Source organism: Aquisphaera insulae, assembly GCF_011064615.1.
GTDB classification, from domain to species: domain Bacteria; phylum Planctomycetota; class Planctomycetia; order Isosphaerales; family Isosphaeraceae; genus Aquisphaera; species Aquisphaera insulae.
Genome location: NZ_JAALJH010000008.1, coordinates 36,655 through 50,992, shown reverse-complemented (window position 1 = coordinate 50,992; position 14,338 = coordinate 36,655). Strand labels below are relative to the sequence as shown.

6 protein-coding genes are annotated in these 14,338 nt (G+C 68.5%); 3 read left to right on the top strand and 3 right to left on the bottom strand.

Annotated elements, in window-relative coordinates; genetic code table 11:
* Nucleotides 1–14: 14 nt before the first annotated feature.
* From G6O54_RS07060 to G6O54_RS07050, 3 genes are all read right to left on the bottom strand, one after another.
* Complete coding sequence (locus tag G6O54_RS07060; protein WP_165222279.1) at nucleotides 15–2,018, bottom strand: RNA polymerase sigma factor; 2,004 nt, start codon at nucleotides 2,016–2,018, stop codon at nucleotides 15–17.
* 140 nt (nucleotides 2,019–2,158) lie between these two features.
* Nucleotides 2,159–3,325, bottom strand: a complete 1,167-nt coding sequence (locus G6O54_RS07055; protein ID WP_165222277.1) for a hypothetical protein — start codon at nucleotides 3,323–3,325, stop codon at nucleotides 2,159–2,161.
* Between the two features lie 879 nt (nucleotides 3,326–4,204).
* Nucleotides 4,205–4,729, bottom strand: coding sequence for an RNA polymerase sigma factor (locus tag G6O54_RS07050; RefSeq protein WP_165222274.1), 525 nt, complete (start codon nucleotides 4,727–4,729; stop codon nucleotides 4,205–4,207).
* Nucleotides 4,730–4,925: 196 nt separating this feature from the next.
* On the opposite strand from G6O54_RS07050, the gene G6O54_RS07045 reads away from it, so the two are divergent.
* The 3 genes from G6O54_RS07045 (at nucleotide 4,926) to G6O54_RS07035 (ending at nucleotide 14,143) form a co-directional block, all read left to right on the top strand.
* A complete protein-coding gene (locus G6O54_RS07045; RefSeq protein WP_165222271.1) occupies nucleotides 4,926–5,837 on the top strand; it encodes an ANTAR domain-containing protein in 912 nt (303 codons plus the stop codon).
* 24 nt (nucleotides 5,838–5,861) lie between these two features.
* Nucleotides 5,862–9,173, top strand: coding sequence for a transcription-repair coupling factor (mfd, locus tag G6O54_RS07040; protein ID WP_165222268.1), 3,312 nt, complete (start codon nucleotides 5,862–5,864; stop codon nucleotides 9,171–9,173).
* Between the two features lie 170 nt (nucleotides 9,174–9,343).
* Nucleotides 9,344–14,143: a protein kinase domain-containing protein gene (locus G6O54_RS07035; protein WP_165222265.1), complete on the top strand. Its 4,800-nt coding sequence runs from the start codon at nucleotides 9,344–9,346 to the stop codon at nucleotides 14,141–14,143.
* Nucleotides 14,144–14,338 lie beyond the last annotated feature (195 nt).

The following is a 14,338-nucleotide window of genomic DNA, read 5'->3' as shown; positions in this document are numbered from 1 at the left end:
CTGGCCGACGTCGCTCACGGGCCACCGGTCTTCTTGCCGGCTTCCTTCTCCTTGCGCATCGCCTCGACGAGCTCACGGGTCTCCCTGAGTTGGCGACGGAGCTCGGCCACCTCGCGGGCGTGCGCCTGCCCCGTCTTCTCCTCCGCTTCCACCTCATCGCCCGTCACGAACAACCGCAGGGCCTCGCGACGTAATTTCAACTCCTCGACGAGCTGCTTCGTCTCGTCGAGCGTCATCTCGCCGCGTTCGAGACGCTCCTTCTTTCGTGATAGATCCGTCTCGATGTCCTGGTAGGCGGGCGAGGTGATGATCAGGACTCCGTCCTTGACCTCGTAGATCAGGCCGAGCTGACGCAGCAGGAGACGGAGCGTGTATCTCAGGGGCACGCCCTCCAGGTCGAGGGAGACGGGAGACGTGAGCGACTTCTCGGACTCCTCGAGTCCGACCGGATCGAGGTAGATCGGGATACCCGTGTCCTTCGGACCCTGCGTGGTCTGTTTCAGATACTTGATGATCTCCTCGAGTGGCGTTTCGTTGGGGAAATTCATGGGGATGGGTGCGTCGAGCCTGGTGAGGATTTCCCGGGACTTCACGTCCAGCTCGCGACCCGGAATCCTGGTCCCGTCCGCTTCGTGGCCCGACTTTCGGTCATCGGCTTTCGTGACGGCCGCGGCCTGATCCGGCGCCGATCTCGCCTGCTCAGCCTGGAGCGCGGCGAGTGCGTAATAGGCTCGCGTCCGGGCCCGGGACAGGTTCGTCGCATGCCCTCGCTCTCCATCGACGCGGGCCATGTCGCGCAACCGATCCGCGTGGGCATCTAGGGCCGCGGTCCGCTCGACCTGGGTTCTCGCAAGCGAGAGTTCCACGTCCCGCAGGAGTTTGGAGGCGTCCTGGACGCGCTCCGGCGAGTCGGCCGATGGATCGAATGGATCGCTCCGGAACCATTCATTGACGACCCGGAAGGCGTCGCGAGCGGCATCCAGCGCCTCGCGCTCGGCCCGATTGAGCGGCGGCCGGACGCCGGGGGCCGGTTCGATGGTCGGCTTGACGTCTACTTTCGTCGGCGTGACCTGCTTCACGTCGGAGCTCGCGGTGGCCGACGCCCGAATCGGAATGCGTGGAGGCTCTTGCCTGGGGGTGGATGGGGCACCCTGGCGGGCCATCACCCCGGCTCCCGCCAGGAAAAGCCCCGAGACTCCGAGCATCGCGACAAACTGTCCAAGCCTTGAGACGACCATGGTATGAAGGACTCCCTCTGCGAGCCTCGAAACGGATTGTGGTAGAACTCGTGACAGGGCGAAGGCGGCCCCCGAGCCGGATCGGAGGAGCGAGTTGCATGTCGATTGAACGACGAACGCGGGGATCGATGCCTCGACGTACCCGCCGGCCGCGAGTGCACCCGCCGTCGTCCCCACCGCGACGCCCCGGCGCGTGAGCCGGGACTGGAGCAGGGACCGGGCCCGGGAGAGCCTCCCCTTGACGCTTCCGAGCGGCCAGCCCAGTCGCCGCGCCGCCTCGGCGTGAGTGATCCCCTCCAGGTAGCACAGGATCACGGGGAGGCGATACCGGTCCGGCAGGCGGGCGATCTCCTCGTCCAGGATCCGCCGGAGCTCCGGATCGTCTCCACCCGGCTCCCGCCCTTCCACGACGTCCATCCTCACCCCGGCCCGCTCGCGGTCGACCCGCCGGGCCGCCTGCTTCCTGGCCTGACGCGCCACACGCACGGCCACGCCGTGGAGCCAGGCGCCCAGCGGCACGTCCGGCCCGAGCGTCGGCCCTCGGCGGATCAGGACCAGGAAGGTCGCCTGAAAGCAGTCATCCACCTCGGGCGACTCGCCGAGCTGTCTCCGGCAGACGCCCAGGACCATCGGTCCGAGCCGTGACACCAGGGACTCGAACGCCAGCCGATCGCGATGGACGACGAACCGGTTCAGGAGTTCGTTATCCGGAAGCAGCCCGACGCTCCCGGCGTCGAAAAGGCGGACAAGGTCAGGGGTACGATCCCGGGCGGCTTGCATGGTCAGCTCCAATTGGGGACGCTCATGTCCCTTCTATGAAGGCGGACCGCGATCTGGATACAGGAAAATCGAAACGGCGCGCGAAAAAGGCCCCACGCGTCCTGCGAGGGGCCTTTGAGGTCAGCGGAGGACGGTTTCGATCATCGGGCCTTGCGGAGCGTCACCGCATAGTCCGGCTGGAACATCACGCCGGCCTTTAGAGGCGCGATGAGAAGCCTGTCCCCATCCTCCTTGAGAGAGAACGAGCCGCCCGTGGATGGGTCGACGGGTAGGGGGACTTCCCTGACCTCGTCCAGCGACTTCGGCAGCGAGCCTCCGTGTGCCGCGGCATGGAGCCGGATGGCCTCGACGATCCGCAACTGAGCGACCTGGCGATCGAGCCGGGTCTCGGCGATTCGGGCCGACCACAGGCTGGGAAGAAACCAGGAGAAGACGGCAAAGGGTCCGCGTTTCGCCACCTGATAGGCCCCGTCCAGTTCAGGCTGGAAATGGTTCCCATCCGGGAACGGGAGGTAGATGGCCTTGAAAGCCGTGTCCCACTGAGTTCGATAACCGAGGACGATCGCCCGAGCCGTAACCTCGTCGTCGGAAATGGTCCGGACCGTTTCGTCGGTGTAACTTCCCGACGCGACGAGCTGCTTGCGGAAGGTCTCGAGGTGCTGGCGTTTGTATTCGCCGAGATCGGCCGGCAGACTTTCCTTCAGCTCGGCCGAGGGCGCCGTGCGCTCCGACAACTGACGCATCCGCCGGTACATCGATTCGACGAGAAGAGTCCACGCCCCCGGGGACCGCGGGGCCTCTGCGTCCCCCAGCTCCGGGACCATGTTCTCGGGCAGGAGCCGCTCCTGCTCCATGGCCTCACGGACACTCACCAGCGGGTGAGGAAGTGCGGTCAGCGCCCAGTAGAGGTTCGGGGAGCCCGGCTTCTGGACCCATTCGTCCACCCGATCGAGCATCGAACGCTCGATCGCCATGCCGACCAGGGCATTGATCATGAACGGGCCGGCCCCCACATGACGGCCGAAGGCGAACCCGGTCTCAAGGGTCCGCTCCGCATCCACGAATCGGCCCTCGGCGATCTCGACGTGAGCCTTCAGGGCGATCACGGATCCCCATGTCCTGAGGGACTCGATGTCGTACAGAGCGATGTCGATCGCGTTGGTGCGCTGCTCATCAAGCGGGAAGGCCCAGTCGCAGGTCTCTCGCCGGGCTGCAATCTCGAGCAGATCGATCCGATCGGCCCAGGGGGCCAGGGCGGCCTTCGCGTCCGACAGGAGACTCGCGTCCTTGGGACCGTTCAGCCACACCGCCAGCTTCTCCTTGAACGGTCCCCAGTTTTCGGACGTCTCCAGCCCGTGCTGTAGCCTGAGGTAGATAGGCGCTGCGTCTCCATGGCGAAGCCTCGCGGATGACGGCAGTAGCCGGTAGCGAAAGCACGGAGTCGGCTCCGCGGCCGGGGTAATCGTCAGCGTCTTCAGGTCCGCCGACTGAGAGGGCCCTGGGGATTCTGCCTTGATCACCTGAGCCCGAGCAGACACCGAGCCCATCACGAGACCTGCGGACACGAGAACGAAACAGGACCAGCGTGGAGACCGCATGAGGATTCCCTCGATACGAGAGGAGTGGACCGAGGCGCGGACGTCGAACGCGGACGCCGCCCGAGGCGGTCCAGGACACGGAGCGAAAACGACGGGGCACGGACTACAGGTCAGGCAGTTCGTTGATATGTCGGCGTAAGGGGGAAATTGGCCGAAGCGGGGCGTGGACTCCGGCCCGGACGCGCGGGGCCGTGCGGCTTTCCAGGTCGAAGGACGCCTGGGTTATCCGCCGCGAGAGGGCCAGATAGCTGAGCGGGTTCGGCTCGGCACGAAGGATCGACGAGGTTGGTGAGGGATGCGACGGAACCGGCTCCAGGTCTCTCCCGGGTAGCATGCCGCCGCGTTGATCTTCCTGCCGGGCTAGAAGGACGTCAGTTTGCAGTCGAAGGGCTCGCGAATGTTCGGCGTGCCACGCGACTCCCATGCCCATCGCCAGAACGGCCGCGAGTCCCGCGGTACCCATCGCGACTCGGGCGATTCTCCGCTGAGCAGCCGCGCCGGCGGCCCGGCCGGATTCGTACAGGAGACCGTCCCGATCGAGCCCTGTCGGCGACGGAGCCCAACCGCGGAGCCGGGACTCGAACGGAGTCATGGGGTCGTGGAAGCTGTCCGATGGCATGGCGTTTCCAGCCTTTCCTGGAGCCGGGAGAGCCCGGCGTTGTATCGTCGGTGGACCGTCGCCGTGGAGCATTCCTGCAAGCCGGCGATCTGTTCGAATGTCAGGCCGCCCCAGAGCCGGGCCACGATCGCCTCTCGGGTCTCCGGATCGAGCGCGGCGAGCTGAGCGCTGGCCTGACCCGCATCGAGCTGGTCGTCGACCGTCGCGAACCAGGGCTCCGCCTCGGCCTCGGAGCGGCTCGTCCGGGCCTCTCGAGCCTGCCGGCGGCGCGAGCTGCGTACCGCCATCAGGGCCGCGTTCCTCACGACGCGATGGAGCCAGGCCACGGGCTCGTCGGGGAGTCTCGACTGGCGGGCCAGGGCCAGGAACGCTTCCTGAACCAGGTCGTCCGCCTCGGCCCCGTCGCAACCTCGGAACTGACGGGCATACATGGCCAGGCCGGCCGCGTGGGCATCGAAGAGTCGGCCCAGCAGATCACCCCGCGCGTCCGGCATGCCTAAACGTTCTCCACCAGTCGTCGTTCACCTTCCATGAAGTTCATGCCGCCGTTCCAGTGTCATTTCAGCCGATACCGACAGAAGTCGGAGAATTTACAGTCATCCATCCATCGTGGAAATACTCCGATTGTGGCGTTCCCATCCTTGTGATATGGACAGGCCCGCGAGATTCTGCGCCCAGAAGGGGGAAGCGATGGAGGAGATCGGCCGGCCGGTCTGGTTCCTGGGCGACCTGGACGATCCCTGGGTCGCGCGTATCGCGGATTCGATCCGGGGCCTTCCCGGCCTGGCTATTCGATCCGTCGTGGGCGATCTGCCGTCGGCCGATCGGATGGCCGATCCACCGAGTCTGTTGATCGTCCACCGGTCGCGGCTGTCGGACGCGGACATCGCCTCGATCGAATCCTGGGTCCCGCCCGACCCGGATGACAGGACCGAGTTGGCGCCCGGGATCGTGCTCTGCTACGGCCCGCTGGTGCGGTATGCCGAGCTGGAACGTTGCGCGCGGCTATCTTGCCTGCTGATCCCGGAGGCCGTCGCGGCGGAGACGCTCGACGGCCAGGCCCGGAGGCGGCTGGGCATGGATCCCAGGGGTTCGGGCAGAGTGGGCACGCGCGGCCTGACGGTGGATGTCGTGAGCAGCAATCGGGCCCTCCGTGACGCCCTGGCGGAAGGGCTCGAGGGGCTGGGAATCCGATCGAGGAGCCAGCCCGATCCGGGGCTGCATGAAGTCATCCTGACCCAGGCGAGCGGTCGGGCGGACGTCATGGTCTGGGACGTTCCCGTACTGGAACCGGGCTGGACGGCCGTCCTCGAGCGGCGGGCGCGGCAGTCTGCCGTGATCGCGCTGCTCGGGATCGCGGATCGGGCACTCGTCACGGAGGCGAAGGCCGCGGGAGCATACGCCTGCCTGGACGTGCCGCTCGACCTCGAGGATCTGGCATCCGTGATCGGTCGCATCCACGCCGAGAGGGCCGGTCTCCGCACGGCCGCCGTCGCCCGAGCGGAGCCCCGGCATGCCGTCCCTCCCGGGCCTTCCGGCCGGTCGCGGTGGTCCGTGGACCAGCCGGCAACTACAATTCCTGAGCGTTCGTCATCCGACTGATTTCGCCCCAGGGCCGGGAATCCGATGCCCCGATTATCTCCCCGAAAACCCCATTCGGTCTCGCGGATCACTCCCGCCACCGCCGCCGCCGATCCCGCGGCCGGGCTCGGCGACCTCAAGGAGCTGACCCGGCAGATCCAGCTCGCCGAGGGCTTTCCGGAGATGATCGCCGCGCTCCGGAACGGCAAGGCGGCGACGCTCGACGGGGCGTGGGGATCGGCCGCGGGGCTCGCCGCCGCGGCCCTCGGGCTGCACGCGCCCACGACGCTGGTCGTCGTCCTTGCCCACAACGGCGACCTCGATGACTTCCGCGACGACATGACCGTCTTCGCGGGGGTCGCGCCGGAGGCCTTCCCCGCCTGGGAGAAGCTCCCCCGCGAGCAGGACGCCTCGGACGAGATCTCCGGCCGTCGGCTCCGCGTCCTGAACCGGCTGTCGGGCGCGATGCCGCCGCGTCTGGTCGTCACGACCATCCAGGCCCTGCTCCAGCCGGTCCCGGGTCCCGAGACGCTGAAGGGGATGTCGCGGCGGATCGCAGTCGGGGACTCGATCCCCGTCGAGGAGCTGGCTTCATGGCTCCTGGATCGCGGCATGCAGCGCTCGGAGGTGGTGGAGGTCGCCGGCGAATTCAGCCTCCGCGGCGGCATCCTGGACGTCTACCCGAGCGACGCGAACGACCCCGTCCGCGTCGAGTTCTTCGGCGACGAGGTCGAGTCCATCCGTCCCTTCGACGCCGAGTCGCAGCGATCGCTCGACCGATGGGAGAGCGTGACCCTCACGATCCCCCCGGTCTTCGACGAGAAGTCCCTGGCGGGCTTCGTCCCCCCGAGCGACTACTTCCCGGAAGGCACCTGGGTGGCCCTCCTGGAGCTGCCCGACCTCCGCGACGAGGGGAAGCACTACCTGGGCCGCCTGGACGACACCCGCGGGCTCTACTCGGTCGAAAGCACCATGGCCCGCCTGATCCGATTCCCGTCGATCGCGATCTCCGCGCTCTCGGCGGACTCGCTGGAGGCGACGTGCCACCTCCGGATCGAGAGCGTCGAACGGTTCTCCGGCGACCTCGCGAAGGTCAAGGCGGAGCTGGACGGGGCCGCCGCGGGCGAGAAGGTCCTCATCGCCTGCCACAACGCCGCCGAGGTCGAGCGGCTGGGCGAGGTGTTCGCCGACACCGAGCTCGCCCGTCAGGGACGCCTGCTCCGGGCGATCGGCCGCATCCGCGCCGGCTTCCATCTCATCGATGCCTCGACGATGGTCATCGCCGACCATGAACTTTTCGCCCGCGCGGACGTCCGCCGGCCGGTGACGCGGCGGCGGTACGAGAGCCGGGCGATCGACAGCTTCCTCGACCTCAACGAAGGGGACCTGGTCGTCCACGTCAACCACGGGATCGCCCGCTATCTGGGCCTCCACTTCGTCGATCGGTCGGACGAGCACGCCGAGGAGACCCTGCTCCTCGAGTTCGCCGAGGGGACGAAGCTGTACGTGCCGATCGCCAAGATCGACCTGGTCCAGAAGTACGTCGGCGGCGGCAAGGCGGCCCCGCCGCTTTCGAAGATCGGCGCCTCGTCCTGGGAGAAGCGGAAGAAGCGGGTCGCGGACGCCGTGGTGGACCTGGCCCAGGAGCTGCTGGACATCAATGCCCAGCGGGCGAGCCAGCCGGGATTCGCCTACCCGAAGGAAGACAGCCACTGGATGGCGGAGTTCGAGGCCGCCTTCCCGTTCGAGGAGACGCCCGACCAGTTGCACGCCATCGACGCCACCAAGCGCGACATGGCCGAGACGAAGCCGATGGACCGCCTGATCTGCGGCGACGTCGGCTACGGCAAGACGGAGATCGCCATCCGCGCGGCGTTCAAGGCCGTGGACGCGGGCAAGCAGGTGGCGGTCCTGGTGCCGACGACGATCCTGGCCGAGCAGCATCACCGCAGCTTCTCCGCCCGGATGGGCGAGTTCCCGTTCAACATCGAGGTCGTGAACCGGTTCCGCCCGCGGTCCGAGGTCCGCGAGGTCCTCAAGCGCGCCTCGCTCGGCGGCGTGGACATCCTGATCGGGACGCACCGGATCCTCCAGAAGGACGTCGCCTTCAAGGACCTGGGCCTGGTGGTGATCGACGAGGAGCAGCGGTTCGGGGTCGAGGACAAGGAGTGGCTGAAGACGTTCCGCTCCACGGTGGACGTCCTCACCCTCTCGGCCACGCCGATCCCGCGGACGCTGCACATGAGCCTGCTCGGGATCCGCGACATCTCCAACCTGGAGACGCCGCCCCCGGATCGCAAGGCCATCGAGACCAAGATCCTTCGGTTCGACGCCGAGACGATCCGGAAGGCGATCCACCGCGAGCTGAACCGAGACGGCCAGGTCTACTTCGTCCACAACCGGATCCACGACATCCACCAGGTCGCCGAGCGGATCCAGCAGATCGTCCCCGAGGCCCGGATCGCCATCGGCCACGGCCAGATGGGGGGCGAGGCCCTGGAGCGGACGATGCTGGACTTCATCCGCCGCAAGTTCGACATCCTCCTGGCGACGACGATCATCGAAAGTGGCCTCGATATTCCGAATGTGAACACGATCTTCATCAACGAGGCGGATAAATACGGCCTGGCGGACCTGCATCAGCTTCGCGGCCGGGTTGGGCGGTTCAAGCACCGGGCCTATGCGTACCTCCTGCTCGAGTCCGACCGGCCGGTCACGCCCAACGCCGTGAAGCGGCTGAAGGCGATCGAGGAGTTCACGTCGCTGGGGGCGGGCTTCAAGATCGCCCTCCGGGACCTGGAAATTCGGGGGGCCGGGAACATCCTCGGGCCGGAGCAGTCCGGGCACATCGAGAGCGTCGGCTATGAGCTCTACTGCTCGATGCTCGAGACGGCGGTCCGGTCGCTGACGAAGCAGCCGGAGAAGCCGCTCTTCGATTGCTCCGTCGAGCTCAAGTGGCGGGCCTATCTGCCCAGGGACTATGTCCCCGGGCCACGGGTGAAGCTCGAGCTCTATCGCCGCCTCGCGCGGCTCCGGAGCCTGGACCACCTCGCGGACTTCCGCAAGGAATTGGGGGACCGGTTCGGGCCGATCCCCCGGCCCGGAGAGAACCTCCTGTCCGAGGCGGAGCTGCGGATCCTCGCCGGCAACTGGCGGATCGAGCGGATCCACATCGAGGGGGAGTACGTCGTGCTCTCCTACCGCGACCGGCGGAAGATCGAGGCCCTGGCCCGACGCCATCCCGGCCGGGTGCGGATCGTCGATGAGAAGCGTGCCTACGTCCCGCTCGGAGACGAACCCCTGGCGCCGTCCCGGATCGCCTCCGTCGTCCGCTCGATGCTGAGCACGCGTGCCTGAGCCGGGCCCGGGCCGGCCCGGCATCGACGCCCGCGACATTCGGACATTCGTGAGACCCGGCAATTTGCTTGCATCGAGCCCGCCGATACGGTCCAATACTGGCCGCTCGATTGACGCGGGGCTGTCATGTGTTGCGCGAGTCGCGAGTGCGCCACCGGGGAGATCGGCCCATGTCCTCCGATTTGCTCCCCCTGACGCTCCTCCAGAAGATCGACGAGGTCTGCGACTCGTTCGAGGACGCCTGGCGTGCCGGCGAGAGCCCGCGCATCGAGGATTACCTGAGTCGTTCGACCATCCTGGCCCGGACGGCCCTGTTCCGCGAGCTCCTGGCGCGGGAGATCGAGCTGCGTCGGCTCTCCGGCCAGTGTCCCGAAGCGGAGGACTACGAGGTCCGCTTCGGCGATCACGCCCAGATCGTCCGCACGATCCTGAGCGAGGTCTCGCCGATGGCCAGGACCTCGATCCACCCGCTGATCGGGCGGGACCAGTCGACGGGGTTCGCCTCGATGGAGGTCCTGGACCGGACGGACGTGGTGACGACCGGGGACCGATCGGTCTTCTGGGACCGCCCCGGCGGGGGAGAGCATCTGCCCGAGAGGATCGGCCGCTTCAGGCCGATACGGCTGCTCGGCACCGGCAACTTCCTGGTCTATCTGGCTCACGACGAGAAGCGGGGCCGCGACGTCGCGATCAAGACGGCGAGGCCCGGCGACCCGCGCGGCCGGCGTCGGCTGATGTCGCTCGCCGATGAGGCCAGGCGGCTACGGTCCCTGGACCACCCCGGCATCGTTCGGCTCCACGAGTTCGTCCCCCCGAGCGGCGAGGCGGGCGACGATCCCGGGGTCGTGGACGGCTTCATCGTCCTGGAATACGTGGCCGGGCAGACGCTCGAGAACCTGATGAGCCGCGGTCGGATCGAGCCCGGGCGGCTGGCGAGGCTCGTCGCCGACGTGGCGGCCGCCGTGCACCACGCGCACAACGCCGGCTTGACGCACCGCGACCTGAAGCCCTCGAACATCCTCCTCGATGCCCTGGGCAATCCCCGAGTCTGCGACTTCGGGCTGGCGATCGACGAGGAGATCGCCCGGCTGCTCCGCGGCGAGGTCGCCGGCACCGTCCCCTACATGGCGCCGGAGCAGGTTCGGGGCGAAACCAACCGGCTGGACGGCCGGACCGACATCTGGGCGCTCGGCGTCATCCTCTACCGGGGCCTCACCGGCCGCCTCCCGTTTCGCGGCCGGCGGACCTCGGAGTGCTTCCGGGAGATCCTCAACCGCGAGCCGAGGCCGCCGCGGCAGTTCGGCGAGTTCATCCCGCGGGAGCTGGAACGGATCTGCATGAAGTGCCTTTCCAGGCCGATGACCGATCGCTATCTGACCGCCGCGGACCTCGCCTCGGAGCTCCGCCGCTGGCTCACCGGCGCCCGGCCCGATGAGGAGTGCGGCGAACGTCCTCCCGCCATCCCCCGGGGCATGAGGTCGTTCACCGGCGAGGATGCGGGGTCCTTCCTCTCGCTCCTGCCGGGTCCGCGCGGCAGCGACGGGCTGCCGGAGTCGATCCGCTTCTGGAAGCTCCGGATTGAGGGGGGAGAGTCCGCCCGCCCCTTCAGCGTGGGCGTGCTCTACGGCCCGTCGGGCGGCGGCAAGTCCTCGTTCGTCCGGGCGGGCCTGCTGCCGCTCCGAGATCGCCGGCTCGTCGAGCCGATCGTCGTCGACGCCACGCCCGACGGCCTCGAGGATCGTCTCCTCGCCGAGATCCGGCTGCTGGCGCCCCAGTTGCCGGCCGACCTGGACCTGGCCGACGCCATCGGCATGATCCGCGACGACCCGGAGCTGCGGCTGCGGAAGAAGATCCTCCTGGTCCTCGACCAGTTCGAGCAGTGGCTGCAGGGCCGACCGCTGGAGATGTCGAACACGCTGGTGCGCGCGCTCCGGCACTGCGACGGGAGGCGATTCCAGGCCCTGATCCTGGTCCGCGACGAATACTGGATGGCGACCACGCGGCTGATGCGGGCCGTGGAGATCCCCCTCATGGAGGGGGTCAATGCGGCGGCGGTCGAGCTCTTCGACACCCGGCATGCCCGCAAGGTCCTCGAGGAATTCGGCCGCTCGCTGGGGCAGCTCGAGGTCGGAACTCCGCCGGCGAAGGATGCGAATGACCGGTTCCTGGACGCGGCGGCCGTCGGCCTGCTGGGGCCGGATCACCGCGTGGTCCCGGTCCGCCTGAGCCTCCTCGTCGAGGTCATCCGGCACAGGCCCTGGACCGCGGAGACGCTGGAGGCGCTCGGCGGCATGGAGGGGATCGGCGTCAAGTTCCTGGAGCAGGTCTTCGATCCGGTCACGTCCGCGTCCGCGTCTCGATTCCGGCGCGAGGACGCGGAGGCGATCCTCGGGCAGCTCCTGCCGGCCCCGGCCTCCGCGATCCGCGAATCCCCCCGGTCGATCGAGTCGCTGCGGGTCGCCGCCCGCTGCGACGATCGCCCCGAGGAGTTCGCGGAGCTGCTCCGGCTGCTGGAGACCGACCTGCGTCTGATCACCTCCGTCGAGGCCCGACCGGGCCGCGAGGCGGCCGCCGGCCGGTCGGGCGCCCCCGGTCCGCGCGCAAGCGAGACGCACTACCAGCTCGCCCACGACTACCTCATCCGGCCGGTCCGTCAGTGGCTGGAGCGCAGGGCGCTCGGCACCCGCGACGGCCGGGCGCGCTTGCGGCTGCAGGCGGTGACCGCATCCTGGACCCGCGAGCCGGCTGTCCATCGATTGCCGTCGCTCCTGGAGTTCGCCGGCATCCTCACCTCCCTGCCGCGGAGCCGGTGGACGGCCGAGGAACGCCGGCTGATGAAAGCCTCGGGCCGGTATCACCTGTCACGCCTGGCGATCGCGGCGATCCTCATCGCGGCGATCCTCGTGGGCTGGTTCGAGACGCTCAAGAGCTACGAATCGAGGTCCGCCCTGAGCTCGGTCCTGTTCGCGAAGGACCAGGTGCTCCTCGACCGCATGGAGAGCCTCGGCCCCTATGAGAACCTCGTCGTCGGCGAGCTCGAGCGGCTGGAGCGCCGCCGCAAGGAGGACGGGGTCGACGAGCCCGTGGCCGGCATGCTGCTCTATCGGTTCCGGCCGAACCGGGACCGGGGCGAGTATCTCCGCCAGCTCCTCATCAAGGCTGAGGATCCGGATCGAGTCGAGCTGATCCGAGGGATCCTGGCGAGCGACCTCCATTCGGCGGGGCTCGCCGAGCTCCGGGAAACCCTCGCGGACCCGCGGGCCGCGCGCGGCGTTCGCCTCCGCGCGGCGTGTACGCTGCGATATCTCCTCCCCGCCGATCGATCGATCCCGGGGGATGCTTCGGGCGACGTCGCGAAGGCGCTGCTCGATGACGTCCGTCAGTCGCCAGGCTGGCTGCGCCTCCTCGGGCACGCGGAAGTGGACCTCGTCGATCCGTTGCGAACGACCTGCGGCGATCCGTCCGCCACGCCGGTGGAGCGGGCCTCGGCCTCGGAGATGATCGGCGACATCTTGCAGCGGCAGGAGGACCCGAGGCGGCTCGCCGCGATCCTCGTCGAGAGCCAGCCGGACGCGGCCGAGATCCTCCTCGGCCGGCTCCTCAAGCTCGATCGGCAGAGGTCCTCCGAGCCGACCTTCCGGTCCGTGCTGGCCGACCGGCTCGTGAGTCCGGAGCTGGCCGGAGTCGTGGACGAGCCGCTGGTCGGCCGCCAGGCCATCGCGTCGATCGCGCTCGATCTGCTGGAGATCGAGGGCCCGCTCTCCGCCCTCCTGGATTACGGGGCGGACCTGAGGGTCCGTTCGGTGATCATCGATCGCCTGTCGACCATGACGCTCGCTCGCGGCCGGTTGCTGAACCGCATCCGGTCGGCGGATCCGCGCCCGGGCGTGCGCCAGGCCGTCCTGATGATCTGGGCGGAGATCGCGGCCAAGGAGAAGTCCGTGGAGGAGAGGTCGACCGTCCTCGAGGCCGCCGCGGCGTCCTACCGCGACGATCCGGATCCCGGCGTGCATTCCGCGGCCGAGCTGCTCTTGCGGCGGATGGACGCCGGCCGGCTGGACCGGGCGCGGCGGGAGTTGATCGACAGGCCGCGTGTCGACTCCCGGGCCGGATGGCGGATCGGCCCGCTGGGGCTGACGTTCGCAACCTGCCGTCCGTCTCTCCCCTTCCTCATGGGATCTCCGTTGGGCCAGGCGGGGCGGCGCGACCTCGAGACGCCCCACTATCGGTCGATCGGGCGGGATTTCGAGGCGACCGTCTGCGAGATCAGCATCGAGCAGTTCCGCGCCTTCGATCTCGGCAGCAAGCCCGACGGCGCGTACAGCCTCGAGGATTCCTGCCCGATCAACGGCGTGTCGTGGTATCAGGCCGCACAGTTCTGCAACTGGCTCAGCGCCCAGGACCCGGCAATTCCCTGGGACCAGGCGTGCTATCCCGACGCGATCATCCCGGGGATGGCACTCGACTCGGGCGCCGTCGAACGGACCGGCTACCGTCTGCCCACCGAGGCGGAGTGGGAGTTCCTCTGTCGCGCCGGAACGTCGACGTCCCGATTCTTCGGGAACTCGGCGGAACTCTTCCCGCGATACGGCTGGACATGGCTGAATTCCGACGACCGCACCCGGCCGGTCGGCCGCCTGTTGCCGAACCCATGGGGTTTCTTCGACACCCTGGGCAACGTCTGGGAATGGTGCCACGACGGCGTATCCGACGGCTTCGATCCCGCCCCCTACCCCTTGGCACTCGGTCCCGGAGAGGCCGTCCTCGACCTGCCCGGCGGCGGCGAGTTCGGCGACCGTCCGGCGCGGGCCCTCCGCGGCGGAGCCTTCTGCTACTCACCGGGACAGGCGAGGTCCGCGCACCGATACGCGGCCAGCGCCAACTACTCCGAGGGGACTTACGGCTTCCGCGTCGTCCGCACGCTCCCCAGGCCGCGAGCCGCCCAAACGACGCAGCCCGTCTCGAGGTGACGACGGCAAGTCGTTGCCTCCTCCGTCGATTCTTTCGGCCGCTTTCGCGGTCCCCGGACCCGCGATCCCGATTCGTGGCGAGCCGTGTAATCTCTTCCCGCCGCCTGCGTAAAGGGAGTCGAAGGCGCGAACAACCGTACTCATGATCTCCCCGGGGATTTCAGCCGGAAATGGTTTGACAGGCACCGACCGCGC